The organism is Treponema bryantii NK4A124 (assembly GCF_000421345.1).
GTDB classification, from domain to species: Bacteria; Spirochaetota; Spirochaetia; order Treponematales; family Treponemataceae; genus Treponema_D; species Treponema_D bryantii_B.
Genome location: NZ_ATWV01000001.1, coordinates 313,371 through 333,872 on the forward strand (window position 1 = coordinate 313,371; position 20,502 = coordinate 333,872).

Here is a 20,502-nt window from a genome sequence, read left to right on the forward strand (position 1 = left end):
AGCCCCCGTAACGCCCCCAGTCCCTTACGGTAATGTAACAGTAACGATCAAATCATCATCATCTTCTTCAGGCTCGTAATTATATTCAGTGCCATCCATAGATTCTATTGCAAAATACCTGTATTTACCCAAATCATTGTTCTTCCCTTCAACAGAGTCTGTATCATTTTTCCTTTCGATGTAAGAAGTACCAAACTCTATCCATTCGTGAGTTCTTTTATCATATGCAAAAACCCAGAAACCTGTTCTACTTTTTGTTGGAAACTTTCCCTTGAGTTTCATATTCTCATCAGCGTCTTCACCATCCTCAACAGAATATAAATCGAAGATGAAAGCTTTTGGATTTCCCGTATAAGTTGGAATTGCAGGCTTTGTTAAATCACTTCCCTCATTTCTGATTTCAATTACAAGATCATTATGATTTTTTTCTGCTTTGTAAGAAGCCTTTACATCCTTATTTAATTCAATTGCAAAGAAACGGTAATCTGAAGGCTTAATATCCTTACTCGGCTTAATATTCAATTCATCATCAAAGAAATTAAAAACTGCAGTATCAATTTCCTTCCAGTCATTCTTTTCATAAGCGAAAACTTTTACATTTAAAGGGCTTGCATCATTTTTATTAATAACTATAAGATGACTTTTAAATTTTCCTTCTACAGCATCTGCATCAATTACAAAACCATTTCCATCAAAAGACGGAAGCTCATTTTGAGCAAAAATAAATCCGGATGCCAGAGACATCAAAGTTAAAGTCAAAAAGATTTTTTTAATTTTATTCATAGTACACTCCTGATTTCAGTATAATCTAAATCAGTAATTATTCAATATATTAAAATCCTGTTATATTTTAAATTGATATAATATCTGTTTTGAAAATCTGCACATATTTTCCTTCCAATTATAATAGAGAATTGTTCACCATTATATTTTAAGCCGTGGTATAATAGTTAATATGAAAAACTATGTTAATTGGGCGATTCTTGCCCCAGGCCGCATTGCCAACGCTATGGCAACAGCGATGAATGGAATTAAAGACGGAAAACTTAAAACTATCGACGGAAGTAAAATCCGTTTATATGCGGTAGCAAGCCGTAACCTTGAACGTGCCAAAGACTTCGCCGCAAAATGGAACTTTGAAAAAGCCTATGGCAGCTACGAAGAACTCTATAATGACCCGGAAGTTGATGCGGTTTATATTGCAAATCCGCATGCCTTCCATCTCGAATCAGTTTTGGGTTGTCTTAAGGGCGGAAAGCACGTGCTTTGTGAAAAGCCGGCCGGCTGTTCACGCGACCAGCTGGATAAAATGACTTCCCTTGCCCGCGAAAAAAAGCTTTTCTTTATGGAAGCAATGTGGACGGCTTTTAATCCGGCAATTGCAGAAATCCGTCGTGAAATTGCGGCCGGAACAATCGGCCAGATTCAGAATATTGATTCCCGTTTCTGCAACAGAAATCCTTATGATCCTGACGACAGAAACTACGACCCGAGACAGGCTGGCGGTGCATTGCTGGACCTTGGCATTTACAATATTTACTTTGCCATGATGCTTGCAGACTTCTCACCGATAACTGCCGAAAGTTCTGCAGTGCGTATGCTCAAAGGAGTTGATGCATGGAACAGCGTAAACCTCACTTTCGAAAATGGAATTGTAACCTCCTTCCAGGATGCCATGGACCTGCCTTCTACAGTGCCAACTCATGACGCTGTAATTTACGGAACAAAGGGTTACATCACAGTAGAAAACTTTTTCTGCACACAGAAAGCCGATGTTCACGTTTACAAAAACATCTGGGGTGGAGACTCAGAAGTAGTTCGCGAAATCCGCCAGCCTTTTGCAGTAAACGGCTACGAATATGAATGCGCCCACGCAACAGAATTTATTCTCGCAGGCAAAACAGAATCCGACGTACACACCTTCAAAAAATCAGAAGATTTAATTGATATGATGGATACACTGAGAAAAGACTGGAATTTTAAATATCCATGGGAAGCCTAACCGTCATCCCGAATTTATTTCGGGATCTATATCATAGATGCTGAAACGAGTTCAGCATGACAACACAATCTTTAAGGAATTAAAAATGAACTACAAAATCACAGGAAACGAAAACGAACTTTTCAACAACAACGCCTTCTACTGCATAGGAACCGGCCGCATGGGCCTGGCTTTGCAGAAACAATATTTCGAACAGCTAAAGCTTGTACAGGAAAAAATCGGCTTTGAGCATATAAGGGGCCACGGACTCTTTCACGACGACATGGCAATTTACCGCGAGTTCCAGCCGGGAGTTCCTGAGTTTGGCCCTCACGCCTGGGAAGGCCGAGACGAAAAAAAAGTTCAGGTAGAGTATAACTGGACTTATCTTGATATGGTTATGGACTCTTACAAAGAACTCCATATCAAGCCATTTATCGAACTTGGCTTTATGCCAAAGCAGCTGGCATCCGGCGACAATTCAATTTTCTACTGGAAGGGCCACACCACCCCACCTTATAACTACGACCGCTGGGCCGGCTTGATTCAGGCAACTCTACGACATCTTATGGACCGTTACGGAGCAGACGAAGTTGTTACCTGGCCGGTTGAAGTATGGAACGAGCCGAATCTTCCTGGCTTCTGGAAGGATGCCAACATGGAAGAATATTTTAAGCTTTATGATGTTTCTTCCCGCGCAGTAAAGGCAGTTGATAAACGCTTTAAGGTTGGCGGACCTGCAGTCTGCGGCGGTACTGATAAAGAATGGATTAAAGCCTTTCTGGAATTTGTGCGCAAAAACAAGTGTCCCTTGGACTTTGTTACCCGTCATCATTACACAACAGAAATGCCTGCCCACGATGGCCACTACGGCTACCCTAAACTTCATCCAAAAGAGAAATGCTTCGGTCAGCTTGATTCTACCCGTGGCATAGTCGATTCTTTCAAGGAATTCAAGGGCATGGATATAAACGTTACTGAGTTTAACACCTCATATATTCCAAATGCTCCTGTTCACGACATGAACCTTAATGCCGCCTACATTGCCAACATGCTTTCTACCTTCGGTGACAATCACCGCTCATATTCTTACTGGACCTTTGGCGATATTTTCGAAGAAGCCGGTGTGCCTTACACTCCATTCCACGGAGGCTTTGGATTGGTTGCAAACGGACTGATTCCAAAGCCGACCTTCTGGACCTTCGCCTTTTATAAAAAACTTACAAAGAACTACGAAAAATGCGTACTCAAAACAAAAAACTGCGTCGTAGTTAAACAAACTAACGGTAGTTATTCTGGAGTAGCCTGGAATGTTGATGAAGAAATGACAGGCAAAGAGTTTAAGCTGGACCTTACCTTCCCGCTTGAAAATAAGGCAAAGGGAAAGACTGCAGATGAAAAACTTCCTAACGTTCTTATTACAGAATTAGTTGATGAAGAAGTCTGCAATCCGCTTAAGGCCTGGCACAATTTAGGAGAGCCTGCAAATCCGAGTCAGGAGCAGCTGGAGCTTCTTCGCGCAGCCGCTCAGCCATTCCTTCAGACAAAACGCTGCGGTAACAAAATCAGCCTGACACTCAAAGAAAATGCAGTCTGCTATTTTGAGATTAAAGCAGCACCAATAAAGAGCGACCGCGGTTATACCTACGGAAGATTAAAATAATCCCCGGTGGTTGAGTAGGCACGAAGTGCCGTATCGAAACCACCTGTTATAAAACCTCGGTGGTTTCGATACGGCTTCGCCTACTCAACCACCGTAATCAGGAGATTTCAATGAACTATTCATCCAATTCCGATACCATCACCCGTGACTACTTCGACTCACTCTTAATCGAGCCCCGCTATATCGACTCTGACTTACCTTCAACAAAACTGGAGCTTTACGGCCAAAGCTTCGACACCCCAGTTATGACAGCGGCTCTCTCCCACCTTGGAAACACAACAGAAAACGGCATGGTTCTTTACGCTCAAGCCGCAGCAAAAGCCAATGCCGTTCACTGGGTCGGTATGGGAGAAGACAAGGAACTGGAAGAAATCTGTGCAACCGGCGCTGCCACAATAAAAATCATAAAACCTCACGCAGACAATAAAGAAGTTTTCCGTAAAATTGAGCACGCGAAAAAGGCCGGTTGCTTTGCCCTAGGCATGGACATAGACCACGCCTTCAACGGAAGCGGCGGCTACGACAATGTACTGGGGCTTCCTATGAAGAGTAAAAGCACCGAAGAACTGCACGATTTTGTTCAGGCCGCAGGTGACACACCCTTTATCGTAAAAGGTGTACTCAGCACAAAAGATGCAGAAAAATGTCTTAAGGCCGGCTGCAAAGGAATCCAGCTTTCGCACCATCACGGAATAATGAACTATGCCATTCCGCCTCTAATGATGCTGAGCGAGATTCTTCAGGTTACCCGTGGAGAAATCCCGATATTCATTGACTGCGGAATCGAAAGCGGCATGGATGTTTATAAATGCCTCGCCCTTGGTGCCATAGCCGTAAGCGTTGGCCGTCACCTTATGCCGCTTCTAAAGGAAGGAGCGGATAAAACTGCTGCCCGCATTAAAGAAATGACAGGTGAATTAGCCGCAACAATGGCCCGCACAGGAATAAAAGACCTCAAGAGCTTCGACCCGACAGTTATTCATAAAAGAACATTTTAAGTACCGGTGGTTGAGTAGGCACGAAGTGCCGTATCGAAACCACAATTTATAAAGCCCCCGGTGGTTTCGATACGGCTTTGCCTACTCAACCACCGCTTAAGGAGACCACAATGTACCTCGGAATCTCTTCTTCACTTAATCACACCTCCCCGAAAGACTGGGCCGCAAAACATAAAGCGTTAGGTCTTAAAACAGTGAACTTCCCCGTAGATTACACCGCGGGCGAAGAAACTTATATGGCCTATAAAGCCGCCGCCGATGCAGCCGGTCTCACAATAGCGGAAGTCGGAGTCTGGCGAAACACACTTGCAGCCGATCCGGCAGAACGCCAGAAATGGATAGACTATGCCGTAGAACAATTGAAAATGGCAGACCGCATTGACGCCCGCTGCTGCGTAAATGTTGTTGGAACTCCTTACGGTCCCCGCTGGGACGGCGGCTATCGTGAGAACTTTTCGGAAGAAGCCTGGAACATGGCCGTAAAAATGATTCAGAAAATAATAGACCGCGCAGCACCAACTCGCACAAAATTTAGCATTGAGTCTATGCCCTGGATGATTCCTTCTAGCCCGGATGAATACGTAAGACTTATGGAAGCTGTAAACCGTGAAGCCTTTGGAGCCCACCTGGATGTTGTAAATATGATTACTTCGCCGGAACGATATTTCTTCAATGACCGCTTCCTCGAAGAATGCTTTACAAAGCTTAAAGGAAAAATCTGCAGCTGCCACCTAAAGGACATTAATCTGAAGGAAGAATACACCTTCCAGCTGGAAGAATGTGCATGTGGCAAAGGAACTTTAGATATTGAACTCTACGCAAAGCTCGCCACTGCCGAAGACCCGCAAATGCCAATGATTATCGAACACCTGACAACTGACGAAGAATATCTTGAAAGCGTGGAATACGTAAAGAAAAGACTTGGGCTGTAACACAAGGTGGTTTCGATACGGCTTCGCCTACTCAACTACCGTAACTACCAGAAGTTTTCCCTGCTCTACACTCACTTCGGCCACTTTTCCCGGCAAGACTTCGTTACTTATTCCAAGCTGAAAGTCTGCCGACAGTTTTGCATTTTCCAGCGGGTACTTTGCATTTTTGATTGTCACGCCGCTTACATCGCCGGCAACAGTCAAAACAGAAAAATAAGAGCAGTTATCTTTAATAAAAAAAGGTTCTTTACCGACAATCTGCATTTGAGAATAGTCATCAACTAAAAGCGCTCGTTTTCCAAGTCCGTGTAAATATAGAAGAATTGAAACATTTCCCATAGCATGGTCAAAACGGCCGCCCATGGCACCAAGTAAAAGAAAATCAGAATAACCGCGTTCAAGGGCAAGCTTTACGGCAAATAAAGTATCAGTATCATCCTTTTCGCGGGGAAGACGGACAGTCTCGCAGGAATCTTTCCAGCGTGCCAAAGTTTCAGAATCACAGGAATCAAAATCACCAACAATCAAATCAGGCTTAAGGCCAAGCCCATCAGCATGAATCAGTCCGCCATCGCAGAAAATAAAAAAATCATCGGGCTGTAAAAAAGACTTAACCCGTTCATAATCTCGAATCTCACCTGCTGAAATGATAAGGCAACGCTTCATCAAGTACACCCGCCTTATCTGGCGCTCCCGTTAATTATTTCCATCCAGCTGCGCTTATCTCTTTTTGAAGTATCAAGACCAAAGAGCTCCATAAACTTTTCCAGAGCTACGCGGACATCATCAGCTGAATCTGTTCCGTCAGTTACTTCAACTTCGATATACTTAAGACCATTCACCATTTCAAGCTCAAGGTGAAAATCACAGCCCGGTAAAACTATCGATCGGCAGTGTACACCATAGGCATCCTTGTTCTTTTCAAAAAATTGATGATAACCGGAAAACAACAGAAGGTCGCGGACAACCTCTGGCTTTTCAACAAAACTTTCATCTTCGCGGTTGAGTTCAATTCCGTTTTCAATTGTCTTACGCTTTATACAAAAATACGAACGTTCGTTAGTTTTATCACCTGCGGAAGATTCACTTCTTATGCGGATAACCTGAGGCTCACCAGCTGCCTTACTCTCTTCACGACTAGCATAACGTGAAAAATAAGTATCCGATTTTAAAAGATGCTCCAGTCCATCAGCTTCAACCTCAAGACCAGGCAAAGTATGCTCCCCGGAAATTATCTTAAAAATCTTATCATATTCCGCATCTGTCAGCGGAATCTTTATTTCAATCTCACGTCCCATTTATTCTTTCTTTCCAGCCTCGTAAATCTCTTTCAAATCAGTAAAAAATTCCGGATATCGTTTTTCAATCAGCACTGGCACACCACGGGTATCAAGGAAGCAATGAGTACTCTTTCCAAGAAAAACAACTTCTCCCTTACACTTAAATTCATAAGAGAAAGTCAGTTTTGCAGCAGAAAGTTTTTCAATTCCCACCATAATCTCAATAGTATCCGGAAAAGTTGTCGACTTCTTATAAACGCCTTCAACCGACATTACCGGAGAAGCCATTCCCTCTTCCTCAAGCGTAATAAAGCTCCAGCCCAGCTGATCCAGAAAATCCACACGGGCCTCTTCCATAAAGCGGATATAATTTGAATGATGGGTAATTCCCATTTTGTCAGTTTCGTAATAATTAACTTTGTGCAAATAAGGTTTAATAGTTTTCATAAGAGTATTTTCGACATTTTTCTTCTTTTTGTCAATCTTAATAATATAGAAAACAAAATACCTGTTTTTTGAAGAATTCAGTAGTTGCATTATTATTCTCGGAGTAGAAAATGACCTGAGACAACATCACCCCCGTTGGATCAGGTCATTTTCTACGGGAGAGAATAATAATATATGTACGCTTTATACTTTTAACTACCATGTTTATAGGTATATTTTTTTAAAAACTGTTGTTTTTAACCTATTTTTTTACTATATTATAACTATGTTGTTAGACGTACAAAACTTAAACGCAGGTCTTGAAGACGGAAAAGAAATCCTCAAAGACCTTAATATACAGATTGGTCAGGGCGAAACACACGTTCTGATGGGACCAAACGGCGCCGGAAAATCTTCTCTCGGAAACGCTTTAATGGGAAATCCCGTTTATAAAATCACAGGCGGAAAAATCCTTTTTAAGGACACCGACATAACAGAAGAAAGTGCCGACAAGCGTGCAAAGCTCGGAATGTTCATGTCTTTCCAGAGCCCGCTCGAAGTTCCAGGCATCAGCCTCGAAGCTTTTATCCGCTCTGCAATTCAGCAGAAAACCGGCGAGCATGTAAAACTCTTCCAGTTTCAGAAGGAGCTCAAGCGCTGCATGGAACTTCTTTCCATGAACCCGGATTACGCCCGCCGCGACCTCAACGTTGGTTTTTCCGGCGGTGAACGCAAGAAGTCAGAAATCCTTCAGCTTCTTATGCTCAAACCGGATTTCGCCATCCTCGACGAAACAGACTCCGGGCTGGACGTAGACGCCATCCGCTTTGTTGCAAAGGGAATCGAAGAGTACCGCAAAATGACAAACGGCTCTCTCCTGATTATCACCCACACAACAAAGATTCTCGAAGGCCTTGCAGTAGACAAAACCCACATCCTCGTAAAGGGCCACATCGTAAAAACCGGAGACGGACAGTTATTCAAGGAAATCAACGAAAAGGGATTCGAGGAATTCATTAAATAATTTTATGGAAGATAAACAAATAATAGAAGATATAAACAGAGAGTTCTACGATTTCCGCTACGAAGAGACAGAAGAAAATACCTTCCGTCTTGAATCGGGTTTGACCCCGGAAATTGTAAGCAAAATCTCAGATGAAAAAGGCGACCCCGACTGGATGCGCGAATTCCGCCTCAAGTCGCTCGAACTTTACAACTATCTCAAGGTTCCAAAATGGGGGCCTTCAATCGACGGACTCAATATCGATAACATTGCAACTTACGTTCGTCCTAAAACTCAGATGAGCGGAAAATGGGAAGATGTTCCGGATGATATTAAGGAAACCTTCGAAAAACTCGGAATTCCCGAGGCTGAGCGAAAATCTCTTGCAGGCGTTGGCGCACAGTACGACTCTGAGTTAGTTTACCATAACGTACAGAACGAAGTTTCAAAACAGGGTGTAGTTTACCTTGGCTTTGAAGAAGCCTTAAAATCCGAAGAATGGGGTCCAATGGTAAAAGAATACTTTATGACCCTCATCACTCCAAAGGACCACAAGTTTGCAGCCCTGCACGGAGCTGTATGGTCGGGAGGTTCTTTTGTTTACGTTCCAAAGGGAGTTCACCTTTCCTTCCCTCTTCAGTCTTACTTCCGCCTCAATGCCCGCGGAGCCGGACAGTTTGAACACACACTGATTATTGTGGACGAAGGAGCAGACCTGCACTTTATCGAAGGCTGTTCTGCACCAAAATATAACGAAGCGAACCTGCACGCCGGTGCCGTAGAGCTTTTTGTAAAAAAAGGCGCTCACCTGCGCTACTCTACCATCGAAAACTGGTCAAAGAATATGTACAACCTCAACACCAAGCGTGCCCGCGTAGAAGAAGGAGCTTCCATTGAATGGGTAAGCGGTTCCTTCGGCAGCCACGTAAGCTACCTCTACCCGGAAAGCGACCTTGTAGGCCGTGGTGCAAAATCAGAGTTCACAGGAATCACCTTTGCCGGTGCAGGTCAGGAGCTGGACACAGGTGCCAAAATGGTACACCTTGCGCCGGACACTTCAAGCCTCATAAGCACAAAGTCAATTTCTAAAGGCGGTGGCGTTTCAATCTACCGCTCAGCTGTATATATTGATAAAAATGCAACAGGCAGTAAAACAAGCGTTTCCTGCGAAAGCCTTATGCTGGACAGCGAAAGCCGTTCCGATACAATTCCTTCAATGGTAATCAAAACCGACGAATGTGATGTAGGACACGAAGCAAAAATCGGCCGCATTTCCAACGACGCAATTTTCTATCTTATGTCACGCGGTATTCCTGAAGACGAAGCCCGCAGCATGATTGTAAGCGGCTTTGCAAATCCGGTAAGCAAGGAACTGCCTCTGGAATACGCAGTTGAAATGAATAATTTGATTAAGCTTGAAATGAAGGGTTCAATGTAGCAAACTCGTAAAAAAATAATTGCGAAAACTTGGAGCAATTTTTTAGAGTTTACCACATAAATAATGTTAGAGGTATAACAATGGATAAAACAAGAGAAACAACAATAGACATAAATCCGATTCCATATCTTACCTGGACCTGGCTTAAAATAAACAAGGATTCAGTGAGTTATGATTTTAACCTTTCAGAAAATCAGGGATGCGAAGTTCAGCTTCCGGAAGGAATTAAGGTAAGCTCTGGTAAAACAATAGAAACACAGCTTTCTGAGCCTCAGTTTTCTATTGGAGAAGAGGCTGCTAAACTGATTTCTGATGCTGCCTCTGAAGGTAAAATCTACACAATAGAAAAAAGCCCAGATCAGCCTCTTATCATCAGAATCAAGCTGGACTCAAACTCTGCCACACATCAGATTATTCATGCAAAGGCAGAAACTTCTGCTAATATCATCATCGTTTATGACGGGTGGTTGAGTAGCCCGGAGGGCGTATCGAAACCACAAGTTCTTTCCGGCGTAATCACAAAGGTTTATGCAGAAGATGATTCTAAACTGCATATCAGTAAGGTTCAGCTTTGCGGAAAGGCAGTAAATCAGATTGATGACACTGCTGTAGTTTGCGGCGAACGTGCAAAGGTAAGCCTTACTCAGATAGAACTCGGAGCCTCTCATATTGACGCAGGCTTCCACGCTAGTCTCGAGGGCTATCAGTCTTCTTTCTATTCTGATACAGCCTACATCTGCCAGGAAAATCAGTATCTTGATATGAATCAGGTTGTAGTTCACAAGGGAAGGAAAACTGTCTGTGCCATGAAGACTCATGGAACAGCAAAGGACGAAGCCACAAAAACCTACCGCGGTACAATTGATATGATTAAGGGCTGTGCAGGCTCAGTTGGAAACGAAATCGAAACTACCCTGCTTTTGTCTCCAAAGGCAGTAGTAAAGGCCGCACCAATTATTCTCTGCGGTGAAGAAGATATTTCTGCGGAACACGGTTCTACAATCGGTAAGCTTTCTAACGAGATGCTCTTTTACATGAACAGCCGTGGCATAGACCAGACAACTGCAGAAGAGCTGCTCACAAATGCAAAAGTCACTGCTGCCGCTGCAACAATAGAAGACGAAACAGTACGCAAAGAAATCGAAGAGTTTTTACAAAAATAGTCATGCTGAACTTGTTTCAGCATCTATGACTGAGACCCTGAAACAAGTTCAGGGTGACGGAGTATGTAATGGAAAATAAATACAGAAAAGACTTCCCTTTTTTTAAGGCTATCGATGAAAACGAGGCCGGTGAAAACAAAGGACTTATATATTTTGATACTGCGGCTACTGCCCAGCGTCCCTTCATTGTGCTTAATGCGATGACACACTTCTATGCTACAGAGAACGCTAACCCTCTCCGTGGCCTTTACTCCCTCAGCGAGCGCGCCACAATGGCATACGAAAACGCCCGCGACACAGTTGCAAAATTCATAAATGCCCGCGAAGCCGCAGAAATCGTCTTTACCCGCAATGCCAGCGAAAGCCTGAACCTTGTAGCTTACAGCTGGGGACTTAATAATCTTAAGGAAGGCGACGAAATCTGTGTTTCAATCATGGAGCATCACTCAAATATTGTTCCCTGGCAGATGGTCTGCAAAAAGACAGGCGCAAAGCTTGTATTCCTTGAATGTGATAAAGAGACCGGCATTATAAGTGATGAAGAAATTGCTTCAAAGATCGGCCCACGAACAAAGATTGTTTCCATTGTACACGTAAGCAACGTATTAGGCGTTACTAATCCTGTAAAAAAGCTTGGCGAGGCAGCACATGCAGTCGGCGCTATTTTTATAGTGGACGGAGCTCAGTCTGCCCCACATATGAAAGTAGATGTACAGGAAATTAATGCAGATTTCTTTGCCATGAGCGGCCACAAGCTCTGCGGGCCTATGGGAATAGGTGCTCTTTACGGTAAGCGTGCACTCTTAGAAGAAATGGAACCTTTCCTCCGCGGCGGCGAGATGATTGAATACGTTACCCGCGAAAAGGCAACCTGGGCAGAAGTTCCTCACAAGTTCGAAGCAGGAACTGTAAGCGCCGGAGATGCCGTTGGAATGGCAGCCGCCATCCGTTACATTCAGAGCATTGGTCTTGAAAACATTGAAAAACACGACGCAGAACTTGCCTGCCGCATTATAGAAGGAATGAAGAATATTCCACATATAAATATCATCGGTCCTAAGGACGGCAACAAGCGCTGCGGAATCGTAACCTTTACTGTTGACGGAGTTCACCCTCACGACGTTGCAACTCTCCTTAGCGAAGAACACATAGCCATTCGTGCCGGCCACCACTGTGCGCAGCCCCTTGGTCAGTACCTGGAACAAACAGCAACAGCCCGTGCCAGCCTCTACTTCTATAATACAGAAGAAGAAGCTGATATCTTCCTCGAAAAGTTATCCCACTTAAGAGAGTGGTCGGGATACAAAGACTAATGTCATTCCCTGACTGCATTTGTCATTCCCTGGCTTGACCAGGGAATCTAGATATGGCAGTGATTTCTAGATCCTCGGGTCAAGCCCGAGGATGACAATTTTTGTCATTTCAAGTATATTAATTTTATGGACACTAAAGAACTTTACCGAGAAATCTTAAATGAACATAACATAAACCCTACTCACAAGGCCCAGATGGATTCTCCGGACTTCTGTCTGGAAGGCGTAAACCCAAGCTGCGGCGACCAGATAACCCTGCAGCTCAAGCTTGGTGAGGACGGAAAAATCAGCGATGCCAGCTTTACAGGCAGCGGCTGCGCAATCAGCCAGGCCTCTGTAGATATGATGGCAGACCTTATAATTGGTAAAACTAAGGAAGAAGCCCTTGCCCTTGCAGATATCTTTGACCGCATGATTAAAAGTGAGGTTACAGAAGAAGATCTTGAAAAACTTGACGAGGCTGCTGCCCTTCAGGACATTTCTCATATGCCTGCCCGTGTAAAATGCGCAATGCTCGGCTGGCGAACAATGAAGGAAATGTTAGGAGTAAAATAAGGCCGCTGGTTGAGAGCTCGCGAAGCGAGTGTATCGAAACCACCTCTTGATTCAAACAGACTTTTATGATATATTTAATATCACTTCGGCGCTTTAGCTCAGCTGGATAGAGCAACTGCCTTCTAAGCAGTAGGTCGACAGTTCGATTCTGCCAAGCGTCACTTAAAGGCTTCCTGAACAGGGAAGCTTTTTTTTATTCTAAAGGGATTCTTACAGAGCCAAGATATAAAATATTACTGTATATTGGAGAGTATGTATAATCCTGTCCAATTGCAACTGCAAATAAACTTACATACCAGTCAGAGTCAGAAGAAGAGCCGCTTGTATTTACATCAACATCATCAGATTTTGGAACAGAATCTGGAAGTGCAGATCTGAAATTAAATCCTGTTTTAGTAGGCAGATTTCTTACAGGAATGCCAATACTTTCAGAGCCATCAATTGTAATCTGAGCCGGATACAAAGTATAAGTACTCAGGCGGATATTCACGCGTACATTGTCACTGCTTGTCGGGATAAGAACACTTTCGCCTTCATGACCAGAAGCTCTCAAAGGCTGAAATTTATAGCTTTGAATCATACGCTCTGCCGCAGAAGAGGCAGAATCAGATTTATTTGCAATTGAAATCAAATCATTTGCTTCTGAGTTCAATCGGGTCTGGCTTTTATATATTTTGTAATAAACTTCAGTACCGAGAAACTTTAGATTATCATAAGTTTTATCTGTAGTATAAAAATCAAAATAATTGTCTGAATAGTCGATGGATGAACAGTCAGGTTTATGAATTACGTTTGTAGGGCCATCAATAACATAAAAAGTATCCAGCCCACAGGAAAGGTTAAATAGAATAAGGCATCCTGTAAAAAATAAAGAAGAAATATTTCTTATTCTACAGAATACCTTATTCATATATATATCAAATTTCAGAATGGATTATTAGATTTTTCCGTCTTTTTTAAGAGCGATAAGTCTAGACTTTGCAAGGTCAGCCCATGCATCATCAGTATAGTTATCGTTCAATTCGTTGTATGCTTCAGCAGCAGCTGCATAGTCACCTTTTGATTCGAGAAGGCGGCCATAGTTGAACTTTGCATGAGTTCTCATTACAAAGTCATTGTTATCTGCAGCAAGCTTGTAATTCTCCAGAGCTGCATCTGTATTACCAGTTTCTTCCAGGCATGCAGCAACATTAAAATATGCCAAAGGAGCAAGATAAGTCTTCTTACCCTTTTCTGCAGTTGCCTTCCAGAAATCAGCTGATTCAGCAAACTTTTTCTGCTGGTAAGTGATTTCAGCACAAAGCATATTTGCACGTGCACCTACAATTCCGCCCTTGTTTGTATATGCAGAAGCCTTTTCAAAAGCAGTGCTGAGTCTTGTTGCAATTTCAGCCTCTTCAATATCAGAGCTCTTGTCTGTCATTTCAAAAGTGATTTCATCAAGTGCCTGTAAACCTTTTTCTTTTCCTGATTCAGCTACAGAAGCAAAAACAATATAACCAATCAGACAACATACAAGAACAATAAGGCATGCTATAAATGCTTTCTTGTTTTTTTCAATAAAGGCTGCAAGTTTTTTGCTTGCGGTCATTTCTTCGTAATCTGCCATTTTATAAAATCCTCAATATAAATGTTTTACAATTTACTGCCTGCGAATGTGCAGTTCATTCATTAATCTTATCACATAAGTACGCTGTATTCCAAGCACAGCAGCAGTCTTAGTCTGATTCCAGTCGTTTTCTTCCAGAATCTTTGTAAGATATTCCTTTTTAAAGGTATCTATTGCAGTTTTAAGACTCTTGTCTTCGCCAATACCTTCTACAGTTTCAGAAACTATAGATGATGTAGCAGCCTGGCTTAAGCCTAAATCAGATTCACTGATTACAGGAGGCTCTCCTACAATAAAAGCCCTCTGTACTGCATTTATAAGCTCGTCTGCATTTCCCTGCCAGAAATGTGCAAGAAGGGCTTTTTGTGCACCTTCAGAAAAAGAAGTAAAAGCAATTCCACTCTTTTTGCTGAAGCTGGTCAGATAACTCTGCGCTATAGGAATTATATCTTCCTTTCTCTGCCTTAAAGGCAGAATATTCAAAACTACAGAATTAAGCCTGCAGTATAATTCAGAAAGAAAAGATCCAGCAGCCACAGCTTCTTCCAGCGGTTTTTCAACGGAAGAAATAATCCTGAAGTTAAGATTTTTTTCCGTTACCTTTTTTATAAGTTCAAGAAAGGCTTTCTGTAAAGAAAGTGTAAGACGGTCTGCAAAACAGACAAAAAGTGTTATTTTCTGATCATAAGCAATCAGTCGGCTTACAGTTTCAAAAGCACCAAGAACTTCGGCTTCTGTGAAAGACCTGCAGTTTATCTCAAAAAAATAACCAAAATTACCTGCGGCTGAAAAATGAATATGCTGGGCAATAAGGCGTTTGCCTGTTCCCCGCTCGCCAATTAGCAATACCGAAGCATTGTTCTTAGAGAGAGTTTGTACCAGCGTACCAGTTTCTTTTGCAAAAGCGCTCTGCCCTGCAAAAGGAGTTACTTTTTTTTCCATTCCCACCCGCAAGTTAAAAAGAAGATTGCCAGGCGAACCCGGCAACCTTACTTCATCTAGTCGTTTTTCTGAGACTTGAGCATATCACCGAGTGTGTATGCTCCGTCGTCATCGTCATTCGAACTAGACATATACTGTGAGATTTCGTCGCGCTGCTGCTTTCTCTTATACTCACGTACTGAGAATGCAACCTGCTCCTTGTCTACCTTTACGTCTACAACGAATACGTTGATTTTATCGCCAACCTTGTATTTTGTAACAGCCTCTTCAAAAGGAACATCCTTGTCGTCGCTGAGGTTTGCTTTGTTTACAAGACCTTCAATTCCGTTTGGAGCCTTTACGAAGATTCCGAAATCTGTGATAGAAGTAATTTCACCTTCCAAAGTTGAACCAGGCTTATATTCTTCTGCGAATGCCTTCCAAGGATTATCTGTAAGCTGCTTGATTCCGACCTTAACTCTGTGAGCTTCTGGGTCGCACTCAATTACTACAGCTTCAACTTCCTGGTCTACAGTCAATTCGCTGCCCGGATGCTTAACTTTCTTTGTCCAAGAGATGTCATCTGCATGGAGGAAAGCGTCAATTCCGTCTTCAAGAGCAATGAATGCGCCGATGTTTGTAATCTTAACAACCTTACCCTTGATTTTTGTTCCAACAGCATATTTTTCTGCAATTGAATCCCATGGATTTTCTGTAGCCTGCTTAAAGCCGAGAGAAACACGACCAGCCTGGATATCATAACCAAGGATCATTGCTTCAACTTCCTGACCAACAGAAACCATATCGCCTGGCTTGTTTACTTTCTTTGTCCAAGAGAACTCAGAAATGTGTACAAGACCTTCAATTCCTTCTTCGAGTTCAACGAATGCACCGAATTCTGTAAGCTTTGTAACCTTACCCTTTACGATGTCATTAACATGATATTTTTCTTCGAAGTGAATCCAAGGATCTTCTGCAAAGTGCTTGAGAGAGAGGTTAATTCTCTTTTCAGCAGGATCAAGGCGGATAACCTTAAGCTCGATTTCCTGCCCTTTCTTTACGAAATCCTTAGGACGAGCTACGTGGCCCCAGCTCATATCGTTGATGTGGAGAAGACCATCGAAGCCTCCCAAATCAATGAATGCACCAAAGCTTGTAAAGCTCTTTACAGTACCCTTTACAGTGTCGCCAATCTGTACTGAGTTGAAGAATGCATCGCGTTTTTCGTCGATTTCTTCTTCAAGATACTTGCGGCGATTAACTACAGGGTTAAGTTTATTATCTGAATAAAGACGTTCAATATAGAACTTAGATCTCAAACCAATCAATGATTCAGGCTTTTCAATCTTTTCAGCGTCGGCCTGGCTGATAGGAAGGAATGCCATACGGTCAATTCCCAAATCAACTTCGTAACCGCTCTTAACAACTTTTACGATAACGCCATCAACAGGAGTTTTATCCTTCCATGCTGACTGAATCTCTTTCATGTAGCGTTTTGAATCAGCCTTCTTCTTTGACAATACAGGACCATTTGCATTGTATCCTGACAAAAACGCCTGAACCTTATCCCCTTCTTTCGGCAGATCGTCTGCGAACTCCTCTGTAGGGATTAATCCCTCTGACTTGTCTCCAATGTCAACATAAACATAGTCATTGGTAATCTGTACTACGATACCTTCTACCATCTGACCAGCCTGTGGTGCATTAAATTCTTTCAGGGACTCCTCTAATTGTGTCTGAAAGTCGCTCTTGGAGTTCTGAGCTTCTTCCTTTTCCACTTCCATTTCTTCCATTCTAAAACCTTTAATTTATGAAATTTGTTTTTCTATTATCGCACAAACATTGTCTATCGTCAAGTTAGAAGTATCTATATATAGTGCATCTTTTGCAATTTTAAGAGAGCCTTCCTTCTTGTTTTTATCCATTTCGTCGCGCTTTTCTATGGCAGCCTTGATTTCTTCGAGGGTCATATCACTTACGCCCTGGTCAAAGCGGCGGCGGGCGCGAACCTCGGCAGAAGCATCCAGATAAACCTTTACTTCGGCATTCGGGAATACAACGGTTGTCATATCGCGGCCTTCACACACGATGTTCATACTCTTTGTTATCTCCCGCATAAGGTCATTTACCAGATGACGGATTTCTACTATAGAACTAACCTGACTTGCATTTGCAGTAACCCGGTCATCATGCAGATGGTCCGTAACATCAGTTCCATTAAGGATGAAATGACCTTCTTTTGTATATTCGATTTTCTGCTTACGGCAAAAATCCAGGGTTGCTTTTTCATCCTTATAATCAACCCCGGCATCTAAAACGGCCATTGTAAGGGTACGGTAAAAACCACCGCTGTTCAAAAAGGTAAAATCCAGCTTTTCTGCCAGCATTTTGGCAATAGTAGACTTTCCTGTTCCAGCAGGTCCGTCAATTGCAATTATCATATTTCCTCCAGATATGTCATGCTGAACTTGTTTCAGCATCTTTATAAAGATTCCGAAACAAGTTCGGAATGACACTATTCTATCTCCTTTCCATAAATCTTATAACACAAGTTTGAAATTCCATAACTGATTACAAAACCAAGAACCGCGCCCGAAAGCACGTCTGTTAAAAAGTGATTTCCGCTGAGCATTCTTAAAAGCATTGTTGCAAGACATACCAGCAGAGTAAAGGTCAGCACCGGCTTTTTGAATTTTGAATCTGAATAGCGAACTGCAAACCAGGTAAGTAAAAATCCAAAGGCAATAAAAACATTTGCAGAATGTCCGCTTGGCCAGGAACGGAAAAAGTCACCTTCTGCAATGCCCTTCTCACTTGGATTTGCAAAATACATATAAGGGCGAATTCTTCCTGCAGCAGTTTTTAAGATTCTGTAAATGCTGTTGGCATAAACCCCGCTTATGCCAAAATAAAGGCTGTCTGTTACGGCAACCTTAAAGGCTTTTAATTTGTCTTTTGATAATGATGTAAAAAAAGCAGCAATTACAGCGGCTGCAACTATAGCTCCCGCCAGCATAACTCCCACATCTCCAATTTTGTCAAAAGTTCTGTTATAAGGCTGAGCCAGCTTTGCATCAAAAGCGTTTATATTTTCAATATTATAAGGATTTCCATCCCATTCAACTGCCTTTCTGTGCTTTTTAGCAAGGCTTGCAGTAAGCAGCAGGGCACATCCAAGAATAAAAACTCCAAGTAAAGATAAGATTTGTTTTTTTGTCATACTAATCTCCCCTTCGTCTTTTGCGAAGCTATCATTTTTTTTCGTCATTGCAAAGATTGCAGCGGCGAAGAGTTTATATTATATCATATTTAGACTTTATTCTTCAGCACCTTATATCCCATAAAGCTACTTGCATTCTCTGCCCAGCTATACTGACTCATAAACTGACCGGCAAAGTTCTTTACAGTTTCTTTATCACCTGCAAGAAAATCATAATAATCGCATTTTATAACTTCCGGATTAATTCGGAAATTGTTGTATTCTGTAATAAAAAAGTTCTGAACATCAAGGTCTGCAAGAGTATGCTTTATATCAACTATAAGATTTCTGATATTAGAACCGTAACGCGAAGAGTCTGCGCTTTTACCGTAAAGGGCTGTAATCAATTCTTTTGTTTTTACAGAGCAGCCATTTTTATAAATCAAATAGGCCATAAGTTCTTCTGATTTTGAACGTGAAAATTTAATTACCTGATTATTGTACAAAAGAGTAAAACTTCCGAAGGTTTTTGCCTCAAGATTCTGCTTCTGTTTTTTAAGAAGCATGATGATTTTCTTTTCAGTACGTCTTTTATACAAAGAAAGACAGATCATCAGAAAAGCCGTAAGGATAACATTCAATAAACCAGTCATTCCAAAGGCATCATATAAAACAGGAGCCATAATACTGCCCCCGATAATATGACTGAACAGGAATAAAAAAGGTGAAAAAGAAAAAACACACAAGGCCAGAATATCTGTAAGTGCATAAGTAATTAAACCGTTAAAAGGCTGATTATCATAAACCCCCAGAATTCCACTTGCCAGAAAAACAACAAAGCCAACATAAAAGGGGATATTCTTGACAATATAAGCCTTTTCTCTTGGAGCTTTTTTTGCAAGAAATGATGCTATATACATATAAAGACTTACAAGAATAATAACGCCATAATAAATAAAGGTTGGCAGATGCTGACAAAGATTATTGCGGTAATAAAAAATAAAAAAAGTAAGATTAACGATTCCAAATAAAAAAAGAAATGGACTTATAAAAAATAAATGAAGTCTGTTTGTTTCTGCTGAGTCTGCTAAATCTGCAGGCGAAATATAGTAGCGGTTGCGGTAAGCTGTTATGATTTTATTCATAGTAACAGAAAGATTATAAAATATGAAATGTGGATTTGTCAAATTGATTCCCACACGGATTGGATTTTGCTAACGCAAAATCTATTTTTTTTATTTTTATGAAATGCCGTTAGGCATTTCGAATCCGTGTGGCAATTATTTTTTTGCAAAGTTGGAGAAGCCCTTTTATTTCTTTTTCGGTCAAGTCCCTATGTTCACCGGGTCTTAAATCATCAAGATTTACGTTTCCGATTCGCACGCGCACCAGAGAGCGGGTTCCGATATTCTGGCTTTCCAGCATTTTTCGGATTTCGCGGTTTTTACCTTCTATAAGAATGATTTTGATTTTTCGTGGTTTCAGGACTTCACAGCGGACGCACTTGTAAAAAACGTTATCTACACGAACACCGTGTTCCAGAAGTGCCGCTGTTTCCGGGCTAACATCCTGGCTTGTTTCTACTATATATTCCTTTTCAATCTGGCTGGATGGATGGCTGAGTTTTGCTGCAAAGTCGCCGTCGTTTGTAAAGAGAATCATTCCCTTGGAATACATGTCCAGACGGCCTACATTGTAAAGGCGTTCCTTGTAGCTGTCGCGGAGTAAGTCTGCTGCTACCTGGCGGCCTTTTTCGTCACTTGCAGAGCATACAAAACCTGCCGGCTTATTAAGGAGAACGTAACACTTGCGGCTTTCGAGATGAACAGGCTTTCCGTCTACAGTTACCTTGTCGCCCTCGCCTACCTTTGTACCGAGTTCTGTAACTGTCTGGCCATTAACGGCAACGCGACCATCGAGGATTATCTGTTCTGAAGCTCGGCGGCTTGCAACCCCGCAGTGAGCAAGATAAGCCTGGAGGCGGGTCTTTTCTGAAGAGTCTGCAGCGTCTATAGCGGCAG

19 protein-coding genes, 1 tRNA gene and 1 pseudogene are annotated in these 20,502 nt (G+C 42.1%); 10 read left to right on the top strand and 11 right to left on the bottom strand.

Going from position 1 to position 20,502, the window contains the following annotated elements; genetic code table 11:
* Positions 1–24 precede the first annotated feature (24 nt).
* The gene (locus tag G626_RS0101345) at positions 25–783 is read right to left on the bottom strand and encodes a hypothetical protein (RefSeq protein ID WP_022930998.1); all 759 of its coding nucleotides are present in this window, start codon (positions 781–783) and stop codon (positions 25–27) included.
* A gap of 172 nt (positions 784–955) precedes the next feature.
* Here G626_RS0101345 and G626_RS0101350 point away from each other — a divergent pair, with 172 nt between their 5' ends.
* The 4 genes from G626_RS0101350 (at position 956) to G626_RS0101365 (ending at position 5,574) form a co-directional block, all read left to right on the top strand.
* Positions 956–2,002, top strand: a complete 1,047-nt coding sequence (locus G626_RS0101350; protein ID WP_022930999.1) for a Gfo/Idh/MocA family protein — start codon at positions 956–958, stop codon at positions 2,000–2,002.
* Positions 2,003–2,087: 85 nt separating this feature from the next.
* Positions 2,088–3,644, top strand: coding sequence for a GH39 family glycosyl hydrolase (locus tag G626_RS0101355; protein ID WP_022931000.1), 1,557 nt, complete (start codon positions 2,088–2,090; stop codon positions 3,642–3,644).
* A 110-nt stretch (positions 3,645–3,754) separates the two neighbouring features.
* Positions 3,755–4,642, top strand: a complete 888-nt coding sequence (locus tag G626_RS0101360; RefSeq protein WP_022931001.1) for an alpha-hydroxy acid oxidase — start codon at positions 3,755–3,757, stop codon at positions 4,640–4,642.
* 110 nt (positions 4,643–4,752) lie between these two features.
* Positions 4,753–5,574 carry a sugar phosphate isomerase/epimerase family protein gene (locus G626_RS0101365; RefSeq protein ID WP_022931002.1) on the top strand — a complete coding sequence of 274 codons (822 nt, stop codon included), beginning with the start codon at positions 4,753–4,755 and terminating at the stop codon, positions 5,572–5,574.
* Between the two features lie 27 nt (positions 5,575–5,601).
* Here the strand turns inward: G626_RS0101365 and G626_RS0101370 are convergent, their stop codons facing one another.
* From G626_RS0101370 to G626_RS0101380, 3 genes are read right to left on the bottom strand one after another with little or no spacing between them, the layout of a single operon-like run.
* Positions 5,602–6,240, bottom strand: coding sequence for a thiamine diphosphokinase (locus tag G626_RS0101370; protein ID WP_022931003.1), 639 nt, complete (start codon positions 6,238–6,240; stop codon positions 5,602–5,604).
* A 14-nt stretch (positions 6,241–6,254) separates the two neighbouring features.
* Entirely contained in the window at positions 6,255–6,872 is a 618-nt protein-coding gene (locus G626_RS0101375) for a hypothetical protein (RefSeq protein WP_022931004.1), read from the bottom strand.
* Positions 6,873–7,301 (bottom strand): acyl-CoA thioesterase, encoded by a 429-nt coding sequence (locus G626_RS0101380; RefSeq protein WP_033421540.1) that lies wholly within the window; start codon positions 7,299–7,301, stop codon positions 6,873–6,875.
* Positions 7,302–7,566: 265 nt separating this feature from the next.
* Here G626_RS0101380 and sufC point away from each other — a divergent pair, with 265 nt between their 5' ends.
* From sufC to G626_RS0101410, 6 genes are all read left to right on the top strand, one after another.
* A complete protein-coding gene (sufC, locus tag G626_RS0101385) occupies positions 7,567–8,304 on the top strand; it encodes a Fe-S cluster assembly ATPase SufC (protein ID WP_022931006.1) in 738 nt (245 codons plus the stop codon).
* Between the two features lie 4 nt (positions 8,305–8,308).
* Entirely contained in the window at positions 8,309–9,721 is a 1,413-nt protein-coding gene (gene sufB, locus G626_RS0101390; protein WP_022931007.1) for a Fe-S cluster assembly protein SufB, read from the top strand.
* An 80-nt stretch (positions 9,722–9,801) separates the two neighbouring features.
* Positions 9,802–10,884 (top strand): SufB/SufD family protein, encoded by a 1,083-nt coding sequence (locus tag G626_RS0101395; protein ID WP_022931008.1) that lies wholly within the window; start codon positions 9,802–9,804, stop codon positions 10,882–10,884.
* Positions 10,885–10,952: 68 nt separating this feature from the next.
* Positions 10,953–12,197, top strand: coding sequence for an aminotransferase class V-fold PLP-dependent enzyme (locus tag G626_RS0101400; protein ID WP_022931009.1), 1,245 nt, complete (start codon positions 10,953–10,955; stop codon positions 12,195–12,197).
* A 126-nt stretch (positions 12,198–12,323) separates the two neighbouring features.
* Entirely contained in the window at positions 12,324–12,752 is a 429-nt protein-coding gene (gene sufU, locus G626_RS0101405) for a Fe-S cluster assembly sulfur transfer protein SufU (RefSeq protein WP_022931010.1), read from the top strand.
* Positions 12,753–12,839: 87 nt separating this feature from the next.
* A tRNA-Arg gene (locus tag G626_RS0101410) sits at positions 12,840–12,913 on the top strand.
* A gap of 32 nt (positions 12,914–12,945) precedes the next feature.
* Here the strand turns inward: G626_RS0101410 and G626_RS0101415 are convergent.
* The 7 genes and pseudogenes from G626_RS0101415 to G626_RS0101450 form a co-directional block, all read right to left on the bottom strand.
* Entirely contained in the window at positions 12,946–13,662 is a 717-nt protein-coding gene (locus G626_RS0101415; protein ID WP_022931011.1) for a hypothetical protein, read from the bottom strand.
* A 27-nt stretch (positions 13,663–13,689) separates the two neighbouring features.
* A complete protein-coding gene (locus tag G626_RS17095; protein ID WP_022931012.1) occupies positions 13,690–14,361 on the bottom strand; it encodes a tetratricopeptide repeat protein in 672 nt (223 codons plus the stop codon).
* Between the two features lie 33 nt (positions 14,362–14,394).
* A complete protein-coding gene (locus G626_RS0101425) occupies positions 14,395–15,303 on the bottom strand; it encodes a sigma 54-interacting transcriptional regulator (protein WP_022931013.1) in 909 nt (302 codons plus the stop codon).
* 56 nt (positions 15,304–15,359) lie between these two features.
* A pseudogene (gene rpsA, locus G626_RS0101430) lies at positions 15,360–17,723 on the bottom strand (30S ribosomal protein S1).
* A gap of 74 nt (positions 17,724–17,797) precedes the next feature.
* Complete coding sequence (locus tag G626_RS17100; RefSeq protein WP_022931014.1) at positions 17,798–18,502, bottom strand: phosphatase PAP2 family protein; 705 nt, start codon at positions 18,500–18,502, stop codon at positions 17,798–17,800.
* An 89-nt stretch (positions 18,503–18,591) separates the two neighbouring features.
* On the bottom strand, positions 18,592–19,626 hold the full coding sequence (locus G626_RS0101445; protein ID WP_156003131.1) for a hypothetical protein: 1,035 nt from the start codon (positions 19,624–19,626) through the stop codon (positions 18,592–18,594).
* Positions 19,627–19,735: 109 nt separating this feature from the next.
* Entirely contained in the window at positions 19,736–20,494 is a 759-nt protein-coding gene (locus G626_RS0101450; RefSeq protein WP_033421543.1) for a pseudouridine synthase, read from the bottom strand.
* Positions 20,495–20,502: the final 8 nt, after the last annotated feature.